This is a genomic window from Metabacillus kandeliae, from assembly GCF_021166585.1.
GTDB classification, from domain to species: Bacteria; Bacillota; Bacilli; order Bacillales; family Bacillaceae; genus Metabacillus_B; species Metabacillus_B kandeliae.
In genome coordinates, this window is sequence record NZ_JAJOZE010000004.1 from 96,613 (window position 1) to 115,914 (window position 19,302).

The 19,302-nt window shown below is 45.2% G+C and carries 20 protein-coding genes; 15 read left to right on the forward strand and 5 right to left on the reverse strand.

All coding sequences use genetic code 11. The annotated features are described in order from the left end of the window. Both LRR81_RS11500 and LRR81_RS11505 read left to right on the forward strand, forming a co-directional pair. Complete coding sequence (locus tag LRR81_RS11500) at positions 1-1,014, forward strand: LacI family DNA-binding transcriptional regulator (RefSeq protein ID WP_231789521.1); 1,014 nt, start codon at positions 1-3, stop codon at positions 1,012-1,014. Positions 1,015-1,165: 151 nt separating this feature from the next. After that, complete coding sequence (locus LRR81_RS11505; RefSeq protein WP_231789522.1) at positions 1,166-2,497, forward strand: LPXTG cell wall anchor domain-containing protein; 1,332 nt, start codon at positions 1,166-1,168, stop codon at positions 2,495-2,497. 88 nt (positions 2,498-2,585) lie between these two features. On the opposite strand, the gene yhfH is transcribed toward LRR81_RS11505, so the two are convergent. Beyond that, positions 2,586-2,720 carry a protein YhfH gene (gene yhfH / locus LRR81_RS11510; RefSeq protein ID WP_231789523.1) on the reverse strand — a complete coding sequence of 45 codons (135 nt, stop codon included), beginning with the start codon at positions 2,718-2,720 and terminating at the stop codon, positions 2,586-2,588. A 149-nt stretch (positions 2,721-2,869) separates the two neighbouring features. On the opposite strand from yhfH, the gene LRR81_RS11515 reads away from it, so the two are divergent. From LRR81_RS11515 to aceA, 10 genes are all read left to right on the forward strand, one after another. Continuing rightward, positions 2,870-3,607 carry an MBL fold metallo-hydrolase gene (locus LRR81_RS11515; protein WP_231789524.1) on the forward strand — a complete coding sequence of 246 codons (738 nt, stop codon included), beginning with the start codon at positions 2,870-2,872 and terminating at the stop codon, positions 3,605-3,607. 12 nt (positions 3,608-3,619) lie between these two features. Next, the gene (locus LRR81_RS11520) at positions 3,620-4,609 is read left to right on the forward strand and encodes a lipoate--protein ligase (protein ID WP_231789525.1); all 990 of its coding nucleotides are present in this window, start codon (positions 3,620-3,622) and stop codon (positions 4,607-4,609) included. A gap of 550 nt (positions 4,610-5,159) precedes the next feature. Beyond that, positions 5,160-6,881, forward strand: coding sequence for a pyruvate oxidase (locus LRR81_RS11525; protein ID WP_231789526.1), 1,722 nt, complete (start codon positions 5,160-5,162; stop codon positions 6,879-6,881). Positions 6,882-7,102: 221 nt separating this feature from the next. Next, entirely contained in the window at positions 7,103-8,659 is a 1,557-nt protein-coding gene (locus LRR81_RS11530; RefSeq protein ID WP_231789527.1) for a fatty acid--CoA ligase family protein, read from the forward strand. A 13-nt stretch (positions 8,660-8,672) separates the two neighbouring features. Next, positions 8,673-9,449 (forward strand): enoyl-CoA hydratase-related protein, encoded by a 777-nt coding sequence (locus LRR81_RS11535; protein ID WP_231789528.1) that lies wholly within the window; start codon positions 8,673-8,675, stop codon positions 9,447-9,449. Between the two features lie 179 nt (positions 9,450-9,628). Further along, positions 9,629-10,327: an AzlC family ABC transporter permease gene (locus tag LRR81_RS11540; protein ID WP_231789729.1), complete on the forward strand. Its 699-nt coding sequence runs from the start codon at positions 9,629-9,631 to the stop codon at positions 10,325-10,327. After that, positions 10,324-10,629 (forward strand): AzlD domain-containing protein, encoded by a 306-nt coding sequence (locus tag LRR81_RS11545; RefSeq protein WP_231789529.1) that lies wholly within the window; start codon positions 10,324-10,326, stop codon positions 10,627-10,629. The genes LRR81_RS11540 and LRR81_RS11545 overlap by 4 nt, the downstream gene beginning before the upstream one ends. Before the next feature lie 64 nt (positions 10,630-10,693). Further along, positions 10,694-11,947, forward strand: a complete 1,254-nt coding sequence (locus tag LRR81_RS11550; RefSeq protein ID WP_231789530.1) for a M48 family metallopeptidase — start codon at positions 10,694-10,696, stop codon at positions 11,945-11,947. A 129-nt stretch (positions 11,948-12,076) separates the two neighbouring features. Continuing rightward, entirely contained in the window at positions 12,077-13,669 is a 1,593-nt protein-coding gene (gene aceB / locus LRR81_RS11555; protein ID WP_331716337.1) for a malate synthase A, read from the forward strand. A gap of 28 nt (positions 13,670-13,697) precedes the next feature. Beyond that, on the forward strand, positions 13,698-14,972 hold the full coding sequence (aceA, locus tag LRR81_RS11560; RefSeq protein WP_231789531.1) for an isocitrate lyase: 1,275 nt from the start codon (positions 13,698-13,700) through the stop codon (positions 14,970-14,972). Positions 14,973-15,026: 54 nt separating this feature from the next. Here the strand turns inward: aceA and LRR81_RS11565 are convergent, their stop codons facing one another. The 3 genes from LRR81_RS11565 to LRR81_RS11575 form a co-directional block, all read right to left on the reverse strand. Continuing rightward, a complete protein-coding gene (locus tag LRR81_RS11565) occupies positions 15,027-15,308 on the reverse strand; it encodes a hypothetical protein (protein WP_231789532.1) in 282 nt (93 codons plus the stop codon). Between the two features lie 57 nt (positions 15,309-15,365). Then, positions 15,366-16,049 carry a hypothetical protein gene (locus tag LRR81_RS11570; protein ID WP_231789533.1) on the reverse strand — a complete coding sequence of 228 codons (684 nt, stop codon included), beginning with the start codon at positions 16,047-16,049 and terminating at the stop codon, positions 15,366-15,368. A 137-nt stretch (positions 16,050-16,186) separates the two neighbouring features. Beyond that, positions 16,187-16,420, reverse strand: a complete 234-nt coding sequence (locus tag LRR81_RS11575) for an IDEAL domain-containing protein (RefSeq protein WP_231789534.1) — start codon at positions 16,418-16,420, stop codon at positions 16,187-16,189. A gap of 350 nt (positions 16,421-16,770) precedes the next feature. Here LRR81_RS11575 and LRR81_RS11580 point away from each other — a divergent pair, with 350 nt between their 5' ends. Together LRR81_RS11580 and LRR81_RS11585 are read left to right on the forward strand one after the other, a co-directional pair. Further along, positions 16,771-17,331, forward strand: coding sequence for a GNAT family N-acetyltransferase (locus tag LRR81_RS11580; protein WP_231789535.1), 561 nt, complete (start codon positions 16,771-16,773; stop codon positions 17,329-17,331). 163 nt (positions 17,332-17,494) lie between these two features. Continuing rightward, positions 17,495-18,067 carry a competence protein ComK gene (locus LRR81_RS11585; protein WP_231789536.1) on the forward strand — a complete coding sequence of 191 codons (573 nt, stop codon included), beginning with the start codon at positions 17,495-17,497 and terminating at the stop codon, positions 18,065-18,067. On the opposite strand, the gene LRR81_RS11590 is transcribed toward LRR81_RS11585, so the two are convergent. Further along, positions 18,054-18,431, reverse strand: a complete 378-nt coding sequence (locus LRR81_RS11590; RefSeq protein WP_231789537.1) for a hypothetical protein — start codon at positions 18,429-18,431, stop codon at positions 18,054-18,056. The genes LRR81_RS11585 and LRR81_RS11590 overlap by 14 nt on opposite strands. 235 nt (positions 18,432-18,666) lie before the next feature. Between LRR81_RS11590 and LRR81_RS11595 the strand changes: the two genes are divergently transcribed. Next, the gene (locus LRR81_RS11595; RefSeq protein ID WP_231789538.1) at positions 18,667-19,278 is read left to right on the forward strand and encodes a TVP38/TMEM64 family protein; all 612 of its coding nucleotides are present in this window, start codon (positions 18,667-18,669) and stop codon (positions 19,276-19,278) included. Positions 19,279-19,302 lie beyond the last annotated feature (24 nt).

A 19,302-nucleotide genomic window follows, 5' to 3' on the forward strand; every position in this document is an offset into this window, starting at 1 on the left:
ATGACAACGATAGAAGATGTTGCAAGGCTGGCCGGATTATCGAGAACAACCGTGTCAAGAGTCATCAATAACCATCCATATGTAAGCAAGGGGAAGAAAAAGCAGGTCCTTGATGCGATGGACAAGCTTGGGTATGTCCCGAATTCTGCAGCAAGGAGCCTACGCAACCAGAGGACAGGCGTGATTGCCGTTTTAATCCCGCGTGTGATGAATCCTTTTTTCAGCCAGCTGATTGAGATTTTAGAAACAGCTGCTTCTGAAAAGGATTACCAGCTGATCATTTGCCAGACGCAGTATTCTAAAAAGAAAGAGCTGGCCTATTTAAATTTGCTGAAAACGAGGCAGGTGGACGGAGTCATTCTGACGTCCATGGCGAATGAATGGAAAACCATTGCGCCGTTTCTTGAATACGGACCGATTATTCTATGCAATGAATATGATGAACAGGCCTCAGTGCCGATGGTATTTATTGATCAATTTGAAGCAGGCTATTCAGCGACAAAGCATTTAATAGAACAGGGGCATGAAAGAATTGCCTATTGCTGCGGAAAGTATACGAGCAATGTAGCAGACGCGAGAGAAGAGGGCTTTAAGAAGGCACTGGCTGAAGCGAATCTGCCATTTCTGGAAGAATACGCGTTCCGGTCTGCATTTCAATCGGCAGACGGCAAGCAGGTATTCTATGATATACAGGAAATGATCGAAAAGCCGACGGCTATTTTCACAGGTTCAGATGAACTTGCTGCTGGCATTATCTCGGAAGCGAAGAAAAAGGGATGGCGCATTCCAGAGGATCTGGCTGTAGTCGGCTTTGACAATCAGATGATTACAGAGCTGATGGACCCTATGATCACCACCATTCACCAGCCGCTTGAAGAAATGGGGAGCAAGGCAATTGCTGTCATCCTTGAAAAAATCCATACTAAAAACTATTCCCATAAGGAAATCCATCAATTTTATATGAATTTGATTGTAAGAGAATCAACTGTTGCAAGAAAGCTGGTCTCTTTATGAATGAGTGCCTGATCAGGCGCTCATTTTTCTTTGTGCAAAATAAAAAATTTCAAAAACTGTGATCCATCTTTATCAATCATTCCGTTATCTATATGAAAAACAAACAAGGCGGAATGCCTAATCCAAAAGATGGAGTGATAAGAGCATGAAGATGAGAAAATTGTTAGCACCTGCATTGGGATTGTCCCTGCTTTTCCCAGCAGCAGCAAATGCAGAAATGGCCCCGACAGTCAAAACACCTGCGGCAGAGCTGCGATCAGGACTTGATTATTTGCTCTCTGAACACTTTGTCCTTGCTGTGGATGCGATGACAAAAGAATACGATGGTGCGAAAGACGCTGAGCATGCACAAAAAGCTTTAGAAAAAAATGCAGAGGATATGAAGCCAGCCATTGCCTCCCTCTACGGTGACAAAGCTGCAGAACAGTTTAACAGCATTTTTGCCCCTCATAATGATTATACAGAAGAATACGTGGAGGCCGTAAAAGCAAAAGATCCAAATGCCAAAAAAGAAGCGATGGAAAAAGTAGAAAAGTTTACTGAGGAATTCGGAAGCTTCCTGAGCACGGCAACAAGCGGAAAGCTCCCGGCAGACGCAGCGAAAGAAGCGCTGAAAGCCCATGAAATGGACGTTCAAAAAACATTTGACGACTATGTAAAAGGAGACTATCAGGCAGAATTCACTTCTTTCAGAGAAGGATACAGCAGAATGTTCACAATCAGCAAAGTTCTATCCGGCGCAATTGTTTCTCAAATGCCTGAAAAGTTTAAGAATACGAGAGCGGATTCCAAAGCAGCTGATTTGAGGTCCACTTTATCAAGCCTTGCAGCAGAACACTTTGCGCTTGCTTCCATGAGCATGGAAAGGGGATATAACGGAGCAAAAGATTTTGATGCCGCTAAATGGGCGGAAAATGAACACACAGCAGATTTTAAAGCAGCGATTGTTTCTCTCTACGGCAAGCAGGGCGGCGATGCTTTTGAAAAAATTTGGACAACAGATCATATTAACGCTCAGAATGATCTCGTCATGGCAGCGATGAACAAGGATGACAAAGGTGTTCAAGATGCGAAAGACCGCATGATCAGCTTTTCAAGTGAGTTCGGGGATTTCCTCAGCACAGCCACAGGCGGCAAGCTCCCGGCACAGGCTGCGAAGGACGCCGTAAAGATGCATGAACAGCAGGTCATTAAAAACTTTGAAGATTACATGACTGGTGACTATGCTTCTGAATACGCTTCATTTGATGAAGGATACAAATTCATGTTTGGTGTAGGGGAAACATTGGGCGGCGCTATTGTACAGCAAATGCCGGACAAGTTCATGGGAAGTGCAATGCCATCTGATATGCCGAAAACAGGATTTGGCGGTGCTTCACAAACAGACAGCAGTGCAAACAACTGGCTCCTGCTTTCCGGAGGATCTCTTGCAGCCCTTGCCGCAGTATTTGGTATCAGAAAAAGACTGAATGTTCAGAAATAATTTTAATAAAAGAGGGCATATGCTCTCTTTTTTTTTGCGGATGAAAGAAAAAAGCACCCTTAGTAAAAGGATGCAAATCGCCATTGGATTAAAGCTGTGTCACCTTCATACACTTATCGCACGTATTTCCATAGCAGTCATGCTGCTCTTCCATCACATTGCCGCACTCCAAACACTTTTTACGAGGTAAGTTTCTGAAAAATTCAGTCAATTTAACGATCATGAGAATCCCCTCCGTGTTCTTATTTGTTAATAGTGTATTATAACAGAAGAAAAATTGTCAACAACTGTTTTGTAACAAATCAAAAAACATGCAATAAATTAAAAAAATGGGTATATTGAAGGGAGATGAATGGAAAGCGGGGGAACGAAATGAAGCTGACTGTAGCAGGCTATTGGGGAGGATTTCCGGCTGCCAATGAGGCGACGTCGGGCTATCTCCTTGAAGCTGAAGGATATAAGCTGCTGATTGACTGTGGAAGCGCTGTTGTATCACAGATTCAAAATTACGTTTCGATTCAGGACTTAGATGCTGTTGTGCTGTCGCATTATCATTTTGATCATGCCGCAGATATCGGGCCGCTGCAATATGCAAGGCTTGTGACAGGGATGATTCATAAAACAAGCGAGGTTTTGCCGATTTATGGGCATGCTTACGATAAAGAAGCGTTTGCAAAGCTGACCTATAAAAGTGTTACAAAGGGCATCGCTTATAACCCTGAGAAGGAGCTCCGCACAGGTCCTTTTACGATCCGTTTTTTGAAAACCGTCCACCCAGTACCTTGTTTCGCGATGTCGATTGAAGCCGAAGGCAGGAAGGTAGTGTACACAGCTGACTCGAGCTTTCAGGATTCCTTTATTCCTTTTGCAGAAGGTGCAGATCTTCTCATTTCAGAGTGCAGTCTTTATAAGAACCAGGACGGCTCAGGTCCGGGGCATTTAAACAGCATCGAAGCTGGAGTCATTGCCCAGCAGGCACGGGCACGAACCCTGCTGCTGTCGCATTTGCCTCACTTCGGCAGCCATTCAGATCTAATCATACAAGCTGAGTCTGTATACGGAGGCAGGGTGCTGCTTGCCAAAAGCGGTTTAACATGGACAGGAGCTTAAGGAGGAAACATCATGCTATTTATTGATAATAAAGGAATTACAGATCCAAGGATCAATCTGGCAATAGAAGAATATTGCCTGCGGTATTTGAACCCGGAACAGCCTTATTTGCTGTTTTACATAAATGAACCTTCGATTATCATCGGCAAAAACCAGAACACGATTGAGGAAATCAATACGAAATATGTAGAGGAAAACAGTCTGCACGTCGTCAGACGCCTTTCAGGGGGAGGCGCTGTTTACCACGACCTCGGCAACCTGAACTTCAGCTTTATTGCGAAGGACGACGGTGACAGCTTTCACAACTTCCTCAAATTTACTGAGCCTGTAACGCGGGCCCTAAAGCGGCTCGGCGTTGATGCTGAGCTGAGCGGCCGGAACGATATCCTGGCGGAAGGGAAAAAGATTTCCGGAAACGCCCAGTTTTCCACTAAGGGAAGAATGTTCAGCCACGGAACCCTTCTTTTTGATTCTGAAATGGAAAACGTCGTAAAAGCCTTGAATGTGAAAAAAGAAAAAATTGAATCGAAAGGCATCAAATCCATCCGGAGCAGGGTGGCCAACATCAGAGATTTCCTGCAAGAAAAAATAACCATTGAGCAGTTCCGCGAGCTGATCTTAAAATATATTTTTGACACAGACGGCGAAATTCCTCAATATGAACTAACAGAAGAAGACTGGGTGAAGATCCATGAAATCTCCCGGGAACGATACCAAAACTGGGACTGGAATTATGGGAAATCGCCGAAATTCAATCTTCAGCATTCACACCGTTTCCCTGTCGGTTCCATTGACATCAGGCTTGAAGTAAACAAAGGCGTGATCAACAACTGCAAAATTTATGGCGACTTTTTCGGTGTCGGCGATGTATCAGACATTGAGAACCGCTTAATCGGTGCCCGCTATGAAAGGGCAGAGCTTGAAAAACTGCTGAGAGACATTGAGATTAAACACTACTTCGGCAACATTACAAAAGATCAATTTCTTGATTTGCTTTACTAAAAAAACCCGCTGGCATGCTGTTTGCCGGCGGTTTTTTGTTATATGGGAGCGGCTTGCGATGGAACTGGTAATACAGAGCAGCAAAATTGATTTTTATAAGGAGAAAAATTCTTTTCCGAAGAGTACTCAAGCCCCATATTCACCGAACCAGCCAGCATATTATCCAATCTGCATCAGATATTCGCCAAACCGGCTGTTATATTCACCAAACCAGCCCTTAATTTCCCGAACAGCCGGTTTCAAAGAGCCATTGCTTAGTTTTCAGCCATAACTTAAAGTACAGAGCCGCATACTGGCTCTTTATAAGGCGAAAACACCTTTTCCAAAGAATGCCCATCATCATATTCGCCGAACCAGCCAGCATATTATCCAATCTGCATCAAATATTCGCCAAACCAGCCAATATATTCACCAAACCACTGCTCATATTCACCAGTCTCAGTTCAAGAAACTCCTCCTGTAACACGCTTTCCAGCCGTCCTGGTTTTTCTTTCTCCCATAAAGGTTATGTAAGAGTAAAACCCTTTTTAATTGATGAGGAGATGAATGTATGTTTGAAAAACGTGCAGGAGCAGCTGCGGCTGAGGTTTTGACAAATTGGGGCATTGACCATATTTATGGCATCCCTGGAGATTCAATCAATGAATTGGTGGAGGATTTGCGGAAGCATAAAGAAGAAATTCGGTTTATCCAGGTGCGCCACGAGGAGGTAGCGGCACTTTCGGCTGCGGCTTATGCGAAGCTGACGGGAAAGATTGGGGTTTGCCTCTCGATCGCAGGCCCTGGAGCCGTTCACTTGTTAAATGGCCTTTATGACGCTAAGGCTGATGGGGTGCCGGTTCTCGTTTTCGCCGGGCAGGTTGAAAGCAGCAAGGTGGGAACAGATGCTTTTCAAGAGATCAATCTGGAAAACATGTTCAGCGATGTAGCTGTTTTTAACAAGCAGGCCACCTCGCATGAACAGCTGCCGGATCTTTTAAACCAGGCGATCCGTACAGCCTATGCGGAAAAGGGAGTGGCTGTTCTGACTGTTCCGGATGATTTTTTTGCAGAAAAAGGGAAATGGGATGCGCCGCTCACATCTGATGTGTATGCCAAATCAGAGCCGGCCCTCGATCCAGAAGAGCTGGAGGCAGTACTTCCGCTGATCAAAGAAGCGGAAAAACCCCTCATTCTGGCAGGGAAAGGAGCGCTTCATGCAAGAAAAGAGCTGAAGCTGTTTGCGGAAAAAATCGGCGCTCCTGTTATCGCAACACTGCCGGCAAAAGGCGTGCTGCCTGATGAAGATCCTTATTGCCTCGGCCATGTGGGGCAGATTGGAACAAAGCCTGCTTATGAAGCAATGAAAAACACCGATTTGCTGATCATGGCAGGCACCTCCTTCCCATACAGAGAGTTCCTTCCTGAAAAAGCAAAGGCGTTTCAGATTGATACCGTGCCTGTGCAAATCGGCAAGAGATACCCTGTAACAGCCGGCATTAACGGGGATGTGAAGGAAGTTCTTGAGCAGCTGCTGACGGTTATTCCTGTAAAGGAAGAGCGCAAATTTCTTAAACAGTGCCAGGCATCTATGGACAAGTGGAGAACGGAAATTCAAAAAGACCGCGATGCGGAATCTGACAGGGTAATGCCGCCGCAGATCATGGCGGAAATTGAAAAAGTGATGGAGAAGGATGCCATCCTTTCAGTTGATGTCGGCAATGTGACTGTCTGGACAGCCCGCTATCTGCCCTTTACGAATCAGCGCATGGTTATTTCGAGCTGGATGGCAACGATGGGCTGCGGCCTGCCTGGGGCAATTGCGGCCAAAGTTGCGTATCCGGACAAGCAGGTTCTTTCCATCTGCGGCGATGGCGGCTTCTCCATGGTTATGCATGATTTCGTTACAGCGGTCCGAAATGGACTTTCCATGACAATCATCGTCCTAAACAATGAAGCTCTTGGCCTGATTAAATACGAGCAGGGAGAAAAGGGGCACATTGATTACGCCACGGAACTGGCTCCGATGGACTTTGCCAAATTTGCAGAGGCTTGCGGAGGAGTTGGATACAGGGTAAATACTAGAGAAGAATTCCGGGATGCTCTGGAAAAAGCCGTGCATGAAAAGAAACCGGTCATTATTGATGCATTGGTGGAAGAAGAGCCGCCGCTTCCAGGGAAAATCACATATCAGCAGGCAGTAAAATACAGCGAATATTTGATTAAAAAAGCTTTTGAGGAAAAAACACTGGATCTGCCGCCGATTCAAAAAAGCATTAAGCGCATTTTTTAATAGAGGAAGCGCCTGGATACCGGGCGCTTTTTACATTATTTTTAATAATTCTTCAAAACCCTTGCCCTGTCAGCTATCCAATGGGCTAATTTTGTTATAACTCCTCTTTTTTCCATAGCTGGACCTTGTCGTTTCCTTTTTCTTTCAATATAATATATTTAGAATTTTTTTAATATAAAGTGAATGGCTATTCATTCATTTTTTACAAAGGGGATGGAAAAATGAATTTAAGTTCACGGTTAAAGGAAGCAGGGAGTTTGTTCAGGGATAAGCCTGCTTATATCTTTGAAGGGGAAAAAACGAGTTATGGCGAATTAAACAGAATGGTTGATTTATTTGCAGCAAGCCTGAAGGAAATGGGCGTGGAAAAAGGGGACCATGTGGCATTGCTGCTTGGCAATTCGCCGTACTTTGTCATTTCCTATTTTGGAGCCATTCGGGCTGGTGCTTCTGTTATACCGGTAAACCCGATTTATACACCAAGCGAAATCGCCTATATTTTAAACAATGGGGATGTAAAAGCAGTAGCAGCGCTTGATTTGTTCATTCCGCTTCTTGAAGGGCTCAATGATTCGCTGCCTGCGCTTCAGCACGTCATTGTGTGCGAAACACCGCCAAGCGAGCAAAAAGCAGGGTTCTCACTGGAAAGTTTAAAGATCAGCTCAAAATTGAAATCGTTTACAAGTTTAGCGCAAACAAATATGGAAGGCTTTCAGGCACCTGAGCTGGAAGAGGATGAAGTCGCTGTGATCCTCTATACGTCAGGCACAACGGGTACGCCAAAGGGCGCAATGCTGACACATAAAAATCTGTACAGCAATGCAAGCGATGTGGCGTCCTATCTGAAGATCGGCGAGAATGACAATGTCATTACAGCCCTCCCGATGTTTCATGTGTTCTGCATGACCGTATCACTGAACGCACCGCTTATGGCAGGTGCCACGCTGCTGATCCTGCCGAAATTCAGTCCAGCGAAGGTGTTCAGAGTGGCCAAAAACTATCAGGCGACCGTTTTTGCCGGTGTGCCGACCATGTATAATTTCCTGCTCCAGTATCCAGAAGGGAATCCTGAAGACTTCCAAAGCTTCCGTTTGTGCATTTCTGGAGGCGCTTCCATGCCGGTTGCCCTGCTGAAGGGATTTGAGCAAAAGTTCAAAGTGGTCATCTCTGAAGGCTACGGGCTCTCAGAAGCATCTCCAGTTACCTGCTTTAATCCGCTGGACAGGCCTAGAAAACCAGGCTCCATCGGAACGAGCATTCTGAATGTGGAAAACAAAGTGGTAGATGAACTCGGGAGTGAGCTTCCTGCAGGACAAGTAGGAGAATTGATTGTAAGAGGGCCGAATGTCATGAAAGGGTATTACAAAATGCCTGAGGAAACAGCGCATACAATCAGGAATGGCTGGCTCTATACAGGCGATCTTGCCCGAAAAGACGAGGACGGCTACTTTTACATCGTGGACCGGAAAAAGGACATGATCATTGTAGGAGGCTACAATGTGTATCCGCGCGAAATTGAAGAGGCGCTGTATGACCACCCGGATATTGTGGAAGCCGCTGTTTTCGGCGTTCCTGATGAAAATTACGGAGAAGCCGTAAAATGCTTCGCTGTATCAAAAAACAAAGACCTTACAGAAGAAATGCTCTTAGACTACTGCCATAGCATTCTTGCAAAATATAAAGTGCCTGAATCGATCGAGTTCCTTGATGAACTGCCGAAAAATACAACAGGCAAAATTTTGAGAAGAGCACTGAAAAATCAGGTAACGCAAAAATAAGGGGGAACTGTTTTTGGCCGGCATACTATACACTTTAGAAGACCATACAGCACTGATCACACTGAACCGACCTGAAGCTTTGAACTGCTTTAATTATGATACGCTGGAGGAATTGGAAGAAATCACAGAAGAGATCCGTTCCAGCAGGGAAGTCCGCACCGTCATCATTACGGGCGCAGGAGAAAAGGCCTTTTGCGCAGGGGCTGACTTGAAAGAGAGAAAGACCCTGACAGAACAGCAGGTAAAGCGGAATTTATATAAAATCAGCGAGGTTTTTACGAAAATAGAGCAGCTTCCACAGCCTGTTATTGCGGGCATTAACGGCTACGCATTCGGCGGCGGAATGGAGCTTGCGCTTGCCTGTGATTTCCGCATCATCGCAGACTCAGCTCAAATCGGACTAACCGAAACGAGCCTGGCCATTATACCTGGTGCGGGCGGAACACAAAGGCTGCCGCGCCTGATCGGCGAGCAAAGAGCGCTTGAGCTGATCCTGACAGCGAAAAGATTAACTGCTGAAGAAGCGCTGCAGTATGGGATTGTGCTGAATACAGCGGCAAAAGAAGACGTTGTCTCTGCCTGCAGGGAACTAGCAGACGCTATCTCGAAAAATGGTCCGGTCGCTGTGCAGCAGGCAAAGTTCGCCATCAAAAACGGCATGAATGCTGATTTGCACACAGGGATGCAGATTGAACGAAAAGCCTATGAAATGACCATTCCAACGGAAGACCGCGTGGAAGCGCTGCAGGCATTCAGCGAGAAACGAAAACCACATTTTCAAGGCAAGTAATAGAAAGCCTCTCCGGGCGGCCGGGGAGGCTTCTATTTTGCGGCCGGCTTCCTATATTGAAAAGTCAGAAAACAAGCTTGTTCATTATATTAAACAAATGTATAATTTACCAAAAAGGCGTGAACGTACCAATCTATTATTCTTAAAAAGGAGAGAGAATTTTGGCAGAGTCGACATCTATGAGGACACCTGCTTTTGTACATGGCCTTCAGAGCGGTATCAGCATTGCGATCGGCTATATGCCTGTAGCGCTGACATTCGGCCTTCTGGCAAAGGCATCAGGCCTCTCTCTCAGTGAGACAATGATGATGAGTCTCTTTGTTTTTGCAGGGGCTTCTCAATACATCGCCATCAATTTGATTGCATCCGGCACAGGGGCAGTTGAAATTATCCTCACAACCTTTATCGTAAACATCCGGCATTTTCTCATGTCTGCTTCATTAGGGGAAAAGACTGAGGAGGATCCTGCCTGGAAAAAAGCGATTTATGCATTTGGCATCACAGATGAGACGTTTTCTGTCGCTTCGCTTGCGCCTGGAAAGGTAACGGGGAGCTATTTGTTCGGCTTGATGCTTATTTCGTATTCCAGCTGGGTGATTAATTCAGGCATCGGCCACTTTGCCGGAAATCTGCTGCCGCAAAAGCTGCAGGACGGGATGTCGATTGCGCTTTATGCGATGTTTATCGGCCTGCTCGTGCCTTCGCTGAAGAAAAAGAAAAAAGTGGCGCTTCTGGCAGGGATGGCCGCTTTGTGCAATATGCTGCTCACCTTTTCCAATATCCTGGCAGGAGGCTGGGCAATCATTGTCTCGACTCTCATCGCAGCAATAGGAGCAGAGCTTATCATGCCTGAAAGTAAAGAGGAGGGTGAGCAATGAAGAGCGAGGTCATCCTGATTATTGTCGGCATGGCTGCTGTCACCTATCTGCCAAGAATGATTCCGCTCGTTGTGCTCAGCCGCCTTGCGCTTCCGCCGTTTGTCCAGAATGTGCTGAAAAATGTGCCGTTTGCGATACTCGGAGCGCTTATTCTTCCAGGTGTGCTGCAGACAAAAGGAGGCATTTGGTTCGGGATCATTGGATCTCTTGTGGCATTTTTTGCAGCATACTTAGGGGCAAATGTGGTGATTGTTGTGTTTTCTGCGATTGTCTCACTGGTCATCTACGGAATGATCGTCTAGAGTTCTAGAAGCAGAGAGGTTGAATTAAACTATAGATAGAGAGCTTGTTCAAGGGGGCAATGCGATGCGCAGATGGCTGACAGGCGCCGTGCTCATTTATTTTTTGTACGGCCTTTTTATGTATTGGTACATTTTTATGGGAGCTGACAGCGGTTTGCCGAAGGGACTGCAGGGGACGGCAGCTGATCCGGCGCAGTTTATGAACGGCCGGGAGCAGATGCTGACAGATGAATACTCCAAAATGAAGGATTTTATATTTTTAGTGACCGTGCCGTTTGAGTGGTTTCTGTATTTTGTGGTCCTGATCACAGGGCTATCAAGAAAAATGCAAAAGTGGGCAGAGGGTACGGTTAAATTTTCAGTGTTGCAGACACTCATCTTTTTGTTCTGGCTGTCACTGCTGGTTTCCGTTCTTTCGCTTCCTGTGAATTATCTCAGCCATATGGTGTCAGAGACCTACCATATTTCAACACAGTCTCTTTCAGGCTGGCTGAAGGATCAGCTCATCGATTTTTGGGTCAATTTCCTGACGATGGCGGTTCTTGCCATTGTGCTGCTCTGGCTGATCCGGAAATTTGAAAAGCGCTGGTGGCTGTATGCCTGGCTGCTTTCCATTCCTTTCACTTTGTTTCTCATGTTTATTCAGCCGGTCGTGATTGATCCTTTGTACAACAAATTTTATCCGCTTCAAAACAAACAGCTGGAAACCAAGATACTAGCGATGGCCCATCAAGCTAATATTCCTGCTGACCATGTATATGAAGTCAATATGTCGGCAAAAACAAGCACGATGAATGCCTATGTCACGGGAATCGGATCCAATTCCAGAATCGTGCTTTGGGACACGACGCTGAAAAAGCTGAAGGAAAACGAAATTCTGTTCATAATGGCACATGAAATGGGCCATTATGTGATGAAGCATATTTACATCGGCATCGCCGTGTATCTTGCCCTGTCGTTTGTAGGATTGTTTCTCGTACAAAAACTCATGGGATGGCTGATCAGAAGAAGAGGCAAGCTTCTCAAGCTATCCTCTGTTAGAGAAATCAGCGCCCTGCCCCTGTTTTTGCTGCTCATCAGCTTTTTAACTTTTGCCGTGAGCCCTGTGACAAACTGGATTTCGAGAGCGCAGGAAAAATCAGCTGATCTTTACGCAATGGAAATGACCGGTGACCACAAGGCAGCGGTGAAAACCTTTCAGGAGCTGTCCAGAAACAGTCTGAGCCAGGTCAACCCGCCGGAGCTTGTGAAAATTCTCCGCTACAACCATCCGACAATGTCGGAAAGAATACTCTACCTTGAAGAAGAGGGCAAATAGCCCCTTTCTTTTTTTTTGTATTTTTTCAGAAAATTCCCTCAAAACCTCTTCACAAAAGATAGATACTGTTATATATTAATATCGTAAATTAATAATCTGTATTATAACAAAACAGAAAGAGGTGCCTGAATGAACACGGAAACAAGGAGGCTCGCAGTAACAGGGAAGATGGGAGAAGGTTATGAAGAGATCCTGTCAGAAGGAGCCCTGGCATTCCTTGAGGAGCTGCAGCACCGTTTTGGGGAGAAGAGACTGGAGCTTCTGGCGAAAAGGGATCTTAGGCAAAAGGAGATTGACAGCGGGAGGCTGCCGGATTTTCTGGAAGAAACAAGGGAAGTCAGGGAGAGCAGCTGGACTGTAGCAGAACTGCCGAAGGATCTCCTGGACAGAAGGGTTGAAATTACAGGCCCTGTAGACAGAAAAATGATCATCAATGCGATGAATTCAGGAGCAAATGTCTTTATGGCAGACTTTGAGGATGCTACAGCACCCTTTTGGTCCAACATGATGGAAGGACAGATGAATCTGAAGAATGCAGCAGCAGGCGTGATTTCACTTAAGACTGAAACCGGAAAAGAGTACAGGCTGAACGAAAAAACAGCTGTTCTGAAGGTCAGGCCTAGGGGCTGGCATTTGGAAGAAAAGCACGTGCAGCTTGCCGGAAAGCCTATGTCAGGGAGTCTGTTCGATTTTGGCCTGTATTTTTACCACAATGCAAAGCAGCTCTTGTCAAAAGGAAGCGGCCCTTATTTCTATCTTCCGAAGCTTGAAAGTCATGAAGAAGCGCGCCTTTGGAAAGAAGTATTCTGCTTTGCGGAAGATGCTTTAGGAATCAGGCGGGGAACCATCAAAGCAACGGTTCTGATTGAAACGATTACAGCGGCTTTTGAAATGGATGAAATTCTTTATGAGCTGAAGGAGCACTCGGCAGGCCTGAACTGCGGAAGATGGGACTACATTTTCAGCTATTTAAAAAAGCTCAGAAACCAGGAAAATGTGATTCTGCCTGACAGGGCGCATGTCACAATGACCGTTCCCTTTATGCGGGCTTATTCCCAGCTTGTGATTAAAACGTGCCACAAGCGCGGCGTTCATGCCATCGGCGGCATGGCTGCCCAAATTCCGGTAAAAGGAGATGAGCTGGCAAACGAAGCAGCGTTTGAAAAGGTGAGAGCTGACAAGCACAGGGAAGCTTCAGATGGACATGACGGCACATGGGTTGCCCATCCCGCTCTTGTTCCTTGCGCCAAAGAGGTTTTTGATGAAATTCTCGGAGAACAGCTGCATCAGATTCATAAAAATAGAGAAGATGTGAATCCCTCTGCTGCTGACCTGCTGGAAGTGCCGCAAGGAAGCATCACTGAAAAGGGGCTGAGAATGAACATCGAAGTCGGCATCACTTATCTCGCTTTTTGGCTCAGCGGAAAAGGGGCCGCCCCCATCCATCATTTAATGGAGGATGCTGCCACAGCTGAAATATCCCGTGCTCAAGTATGGCAATGGATCAGAAGCGATAAGGGAATTCTTGAAGACGGCCGGAACATCACGCTCGAACTGTACGAGCAGTTCAAAGAAGAAGAGACAGCCAGGCTGAAGGAAAAGCTCGGCCATCACTATCAGGCGATGTCTTTTCCTCGGGCTATTGAAGTATTTGACAGACTCGTAAAAGATGATGAATTTGCAGCCTTTTTAACACTGCCTTGCAGCCAATTGATTGACTGAAAATACAATTTTGAAAGGGGAATGGATCATGGATCGATTGCAGGCATTAAAAAATGAATGGCTTGATGAGAATAGATGGAAGGGAATACAGCGTCCGTATGAAGCAGAAGAAGTATTGAGGCTGAGAGGTTCTGTTGATATTGAGCACACCCTTGCCAGAAAGGGAGCTCTGAAGCTGTGGGAGCTCTTGCATAAGGAAGAATATATTCATGCACTAGGCGCCCTCACAGGCAATCAGGCCGTACAGCAGGTGAAAGCAGGCTTAAAAGCCATTTACTTAAGCGGCTGGCAGGTCGCAGCAGATGCCAATCTTGCCGGACAGATGTACCCTGACCAAAGCCTTTACCCGGCAAACAGTGTGCCGAGCGTTGTGAAACGGATTAATCAGGCTCTTCAAAGAGCGGACCAAATTCAGCATATGGAAGGCAAAGGGGATATCGATTGGTTTGTGCCGATTGTAGCGGATGCGGAGGCAGGATTCGGCGGACAGCTGAACGTTTTTGAATTGATGAAAGGCATGATTGAAGCCGGAGCAGCTGCCGTTCACTTTGAAGATCAGCTGTCTTCTGAAAAAAAATGCGGCCACCTGGGCGGAAAAGTGCTGCTCCCGACCCAGACAGCTGTCCGGAATCTCGTGGCAGCAAGACTTGCCGCAGATGTCATGGGAACCCCGACGCTGATTGTCGCCAGAACAGATGCTGATGCCGCTGATTTGATTACGAGCGATATCGACCCGCTTGACCGCGAGTTTATCACAGGGGAGAGGACCCCTGAAGGCTTCTACAGGACAAAAGCAGGCATTTCCCAGGCAATTGCGAGAGGCATCGCCTATGCGCCTTATGCTGACCTTGTCTGGTGCGAAACAAGCGAGCCGAATCTGGAGCAGGCAAGAGCCTTTGCCGAAGCGATCCATGAAAAATACCCCGGCAAGCTGCTTGCCTATAACTGCTCGCCTTCCTTTAACTGGAAGAAGAAGCTTGATGAAAAAGTCATCGCGTCCTTTCAGCAGGAAATTGCGAAAATGGGCTACAAATTTCAATTTGTCACATTGGCCGGTTTCCACGCCCTCAACCACAGCATGTTCGAACTGGCAAGAAAATACAGAGATTATGGCATGGCAGCCTATTCAGAGCTGCAGCAGGCCGAATTCTCAAGCGAACAGTACGGCTACACAGCAACAAAGCATCAGCGGGAAGTTGGAACAGGCTACTTTGATGAAGTATCACAGGCGATTACGAGCGGAACCTCTTCCACTACAGCTCTGAAAAATTCGACGGAGAGCGAACAGTTTACGAGTGTTTGAGAATGATCTACAAACAAAAAGGCCGACTTAACAAAAGTCGGTCTTTTTATTGTTTTATTCAACTTCTAAACTATCGGCTTTATTCTTAGCAAATAATCCAATTTTCACTAATCCAATGGCAATAAGAGAAAGAGTTCCATTGAATATAAGGGCAAACCAAAGCAGATAATCAACAACTCCAAATGCTAGCGTGTATAGATAACCAGCCAGCATACTAAGCAATACAGTAAAAACGAAATACATACGAGGCATTAGGAAGCTGATGATTCCACTGCCAATCAAGACTAAGATACCCATAATGAAAAAATGGATGCTAAAAACCATTAAAAATTCCATACCCTTCCTCCTGCTTTTTTAGAATAATTATGCGCTGCTGAAAAGTTATAAAAGAAATCATTGCCCAGCATTAACTGAGCCTCTTTTTTTCTTCTTCTTAAGAGCTGTTTTCTTTTTAGAATGCTTTTTCTTTCTAAGAACGATCTCCTTTTTGATTTCCGGCACAATTTCCTTCTCCGGCTTCTTAAAATAATCCAGGATTAGGAAAATAGCGTTGAGGAAAGATTGAGAGAAAAGAAAACTGAGGAATGACGAGCTCACAAGCTCTCTTTTTTCCTCCGGCAGAAAGTAAACAATCAGGGGATCGCCATCTTCGTTCGTGAATAGTAAATCAAAAATAGCAAAGCCGGCATAGATAATAATGAAGTAGATGTAGATGATCCTGCTCTTCCAGCGTTTCGCAGCTGCTGACTTCAATCGGGCAGACCCTATCAGAAGAGAAAAGACCAGCAGCCAGCTGCCCGATAAGAAACCGATAAATGGCGTATTTCCTTCATTCACCTGTATTCCCGGCAGCAGGCACCAGATAGAAATGGCAAGATAGGGAGCAAGATACGTGCATGTATAAAGCAATGAGTCCCGCGCAAGCTTTCGGAAAGTGCAAATGAGGTATAGAGGGACCAAAAGAAGATAAACGAATAGAGCGATTCCAGTATAGGGCTGAGCCGCCTTTAAGATGAAAATAATGAACATTGCAGCCAAAGCCGGCAGCGCAAAAAAAGGAATAGGTTTTATATTCATAGGATACTGGCCTCTCTCACGGTGTGATATAGAAAATTATACCATTAACAGAAGGCATTGCTGAACAGCAAAAAGAGCCCGGCTTAAATGCCAAGGCTCTTTATTCCTATCATGATGCTGTATCATTAAAAAATGAATTAGACCAGCTGCTTAAGTTCTCTATATCTCTTTGAACATTCCATAAACAAAGGCTCGTTCCGCTTGGCAAGTGCATCATCAATTTTTCCTTCCAAAAGGGCAAGTTCCTTTCGAAAGGCTGCTTCATCCAAGATCATCTGAATATAAATATCCAGAACAGACGACTCAGTGCAATCCTTGTTGGCTGTGTGTCGGGATTTCATGATCTCTGCATATGATTTTTTATTTTTCATAAGATCACTCCTGATGCCTTTTTTTCATTATATGGATAGGGAGACGGAAAATCAACCAAATATTTATAATTTTTAGATAATTCATGTGACTTTTTAGGACATATTCTCCCAAGCCCTAGCATAATACAGGGGAAATTTCCTAACTGGATCACTGGGCTTTTTTCTTAGAAGATCATTTAAAGAACAGTTGTAGGAAAAGGCTAAAGATTCGTATAATGGTTATATCTTACATAAAAGGAGCAGGAAGCCTATGAGTGCCGGGAAAATTGATAGAAAAGCGGTGTTTCAAAAAACAGCGGGGGAAAATCACAGCTGATTCTTTCCCTGCAAATTAAGGGAGGATACTTCATATGGCGATCAGCCTTGATAACTTTTATACCGGGAAACTCGTTAAGCTGACAGCACCTAAAGAAGGCGATGCAAAGGCAATGGCCAAATGGCAGGAGGATACTGCCTATTTGCGCAATGTGGACACAGATATCGCTTTTCCGCGTTCAGAAGCTTCTCTTATAAGCCGCGAGCAGGGAGGCTCAAGCTCATCTGTTTTTGAATTCCGCATCAGGCCAGCAGACGGGGAAGCATTGCTCGGCTTTGCCGCGATTTTCGGCATTGAATGGAATAACAGAACAGGAACCATGGCAATCGGGATTGGAGAGAAAAGCAACAGAGGAAAAGGCTATGCAAAAGAATCACTTCAGCTTCTGCTCCGCTTTGCTTTTCATGAATGCAGCCTGAATCGAATCGGTTTGGATGTGATTTCCTATAACGAAGCGGCTATTAATCTTTACAAAAAGGCAGGCTTTCATGAAGAAGGCCGCATGCGGCAGGCTGTTCTTCGAAACGGCGGGGCCTATGACCGAATCATGATGGGAATGTTAAGAGAAGAATGGGAAGCCATGCTTCCGGACTAAGCTTTGCTGCCTCTCCTTGATATTTGGGAGAGGCTTTTTTGCATTTTAGAGGTTTTTGTAAATAAATGTTTATTTTTATGTAAATTTGTAGAATTATCAGGGAGGAAAATGCTAGTCTGTTAATGGTATAAATTACCTAATAAAGAAAAGGTGGTACGACTTTATGGAGAATTACGAGCCAGTTATCTTGGAAAGCTATGAAGCAAACCGACTTACAATGGCTATTTTAGCGGTAATGGAAGATGGCCAGCTGCATTCATCCGTCTATGAAGCAGAGAAGAAAATGCTGGTCAAAATGAAGCCGATGGAAATTGTTGAACGAAGCTGCCGCTACTTTGGGTCAAGCTATATCGGCCGCAAAGCCGGTACAAAGGATCTTTTAGGCATTACCCATAAACCCCCGATTGTAGTGGATGCGGCCAACTCCATTTATCTCTTTCCTACAACATCCTCATCAAGGCCGCAATGCTCCTGGATTTCCCATTATTATATCCGCCAGTATGAAACGGCAAGCCAGGATAACACGCTTGTCACCTTTACTGACGGCACGGAGCTTACTCTCCCAATTTCTGTTCATTCCTTCGAAAACCAAATGTACCGGACAGCCCAGCTCCGAACGGTCATCTCATCCAGAATAGAAGACGGCCCCCGCAAAATGGGCGCTTTTATGTTCCAGAGGGATTCATCATCACAGGCTTTGCAGGAGCAGCTGATCCGCGAGCTTAACCGTTATTAAACTTTGTGCTGCTTGCTTTAAACAAATAGCCCTCCATAAGCTCTGACACTCTGTTGCGGATGCGGGGATTAAAGTAGTTATGCTGCTCCTCAAAGCCTTGATATAAAAAGGAATAGAGGGTAAAGGCTTCATCGCTTTTCACTTTGCTGACAGAGATGTGCTGCTTTTTCAGCTGCCGTTTTACCTCGTACAGGTCATGCTGGATAAGCTTCAGCGATTCTTCAATCAAGTGCAGGTAAGGCTGCTTCAGTTTAAAAGGGCTTTGTTCAATAATGGAGATGTCCCTGTTCAGGACAGTCAGTGTCATGGGAAGGTAGATGGATTTTTCAATCATATTTTTTACATCTTCCGGTATTTTTGTCATGCTCCTGACCTCTTTCAATCAATTTTTCGGATGTTCTGCCTCTTGCGGGGAAACCTGCAGGGGCATTGCTTTTTCCGCGTATATTTTGTATAGTGGAAATAGAACGTTTGTTTGGTTTTATTTTAGAGGAGAAAATTTTTAATTTCAAGCCCAATCTATTCCAATGAGCTCATTATTCACAGTTTGGCCTAAAACCTGTAGAATAAAAGGATAACCTTTATATAAGGAGTGCCGCATGGAATTACATGGGTTTTTGGCTTCAATTACACTTAAAGATCTATTAGAGATATTTGATAAATATAAATCGATGGGTCCGCTGCTTGGGATTGGCCTGCCGCTGTTAGAGTCCTTCTTGCCCTTCCTGCCGCTTGTGCTGTTTGTCGTAGCGAATGTTAATTCGTTCGGCCTGCTGCTGGGGTTTCTTTTTTCATGGATTGGGGCCTGTGCCGGCTCTATTCTCGTCTTTTTAATCGTCAGGAAATATGGGCAGAAGCGGCTTTTCGCCTTTTTGCGGAAGCATAAAAGCATTCAAAAGATGCTTTCCTGGTTTGAGCATCACGGCTTCGGACCGATCTTTCTGTTGCTTTGCTTTCCGTTCACGCCATCAGCAGCAGTCAACGTTGTCGCAGGGCTTTCCAAAATAAGCGGACTCAATTTTATTCTTGCTTCACTGCTTGGAAAACTTGTAATGGTGTTTATCGTAAGCTACGCAGGCCAGGATTTGCAGTCGCTTGTAAGAAACCCTGGAAAGCTTTTGGTGGTCCTTGCTGTCTTGGCTGTTATGTGGATCGTCGGTAAAATTGTTGAAAAGCGGATGAAAGCAAAGAGATTAGAGTCAGAAGAATGAAAATAAGCATTTTGAAAGACATAT

What these genes read in the sequence shown, in the direction of transcription:
- LRR81_RS11500 (WP_231789521.1), top strand. Translation starts at nt 1, where the DNA reads ATGACAACGATAGAAGATGTTGCAAGGCTGGCCGGATTATCGAGAACA.
- LRR81_RS11505 (WP_231789522.1), top strand. Translation starts at nt 1,166, where the DNA reads ATGAGAAAATTGTTAGCACCTGCATTGGGATTGTCCCTGCTTTTCCCA.
- yhfH (WP_231789523.1), bottom strand. Translation starts at nt 2,720, where the DNA reads ATGATCGTTAAATTGACTGAATTTTTCAGAAACTTACCTCGTAAAAAG.
- LRR81_RS11515 (WP_231789524.1), top strand. Translation starts at nt 2,870, where the DNA reads ATGAAGCTGACTGTAGCAGGCTATTGGGGAGGATTTCCGGCTGCCAAT.
- LRR81_RS11520 (WP_231789525.1), top strand. Translation starts at nt 3,620, where the DNA reads ATGCTATTTATTGATAATAAAGGAATTACAGATCCAAGGATCAATCTG.
- LRR81_RS11525 (WP_231789526.1), top strand. Translation starts at nt 5,160, where the DNA reads ATGTTTGAAAAACGTGCAGGAGCAGCTGCGGCTGAGGTTTTGACAAAT.
- LRR81_RS11530 (WP_231789527.1), top strand. Translation starts at nt 7,103, where the DNA reads ATGAATTTAAGTTCACGGTTAAAGGAAGCAGGGAGTTTGTTCAGGGAT.
- LRR81_RS11540 (WP_231789729.1), top strand. Translation starts at nt 9,629, where the DNA reads ATGAGGACACCTGCTTTTGTACATGGCCTTCAGAGCGGTATCAGCATT.
- LRR81_RS11545 (WP_231789529.1), top strand. Translation starts at nt 10,324, where the DNA reads ATGAAGAGCGAGGTCATCCTGATTATTGTCGGCATGGCTGCTGTCACC.
- LRR81_RS11550 (WP_231789530.1), top strand. Translation starts at nt 10,694, where the DNA reads ATGCGCAGATGGCTGACAGGCGCCGTGCTCATTTATTTTTTGTACGGC.
- aceB (WP_331716337.1), top strand. Translation starts at nt 12,077, where the DNA reads ATGAACACGGAAACAAGGAGGCTCGCAGTAACAGGGAAGATGGGAGAA.
- aceA (WP_231789531.1), top strand. Translation starts at nt 13,698, where the DNA reads ATGGATCGATTGCAGGCATTAAAAAATGAATGGCTTGATGAGAATAGA.
- LRR81_RS11565 (WP_231789532.1), bottom strand. Translation starts at nt 15,308, where the DNA reads ATGGAATTTTTAATGGTTTTTAGCATCCATTTTTTCATTATGGGTATC.
- LRR81_RS11570 (WP_231789533.1), bottom strand. Translation starts at nt 16,049, where the DNA reads ATGAATATAAAACCTATTCCTTTTTTTGCGCTGCCGGCTTTGGCTGCA.
- LRR81_RS11575 (WP_231789534.1), bottom strand. Translation starts at nt 16,420, where the DNA reads ATGAAAAATAAAAAATCATATGCAGAGATCATGAAATCCCGACACACA.
- LRR81_RS11580 (WP_231789535.1), top strand. Translation starts at nt 16,771, where the DNA reads ATGGCGATCAGCCTTGATAACTTTTATACCGGGAAACTCGTTAAGCTG.
- LRR81_RS11585 (WP_231789536.1), top strand. Translation starts at nt 17,495, where the DNA reads ATGGAGAATTACGAGCCAGTTATCTTGGAAAGCTATGAAGCAAACCGA.
- LRR81_RS11590 (WP_231789537.1), bottom strand. Translation starts at nt 18,431, where the DNA reads ATGACAAAAATACCGGAAGATGTAAAAAATATGATTGAAAAATCCATC.
- LRR81_RS11595 (WP_231789538.1), top strand. Translation starts at nt 18,667, where the DNA reads ATGGAATTACATGGGTTTTTGGCTTCAATTACACTTAAAGATCTATTA.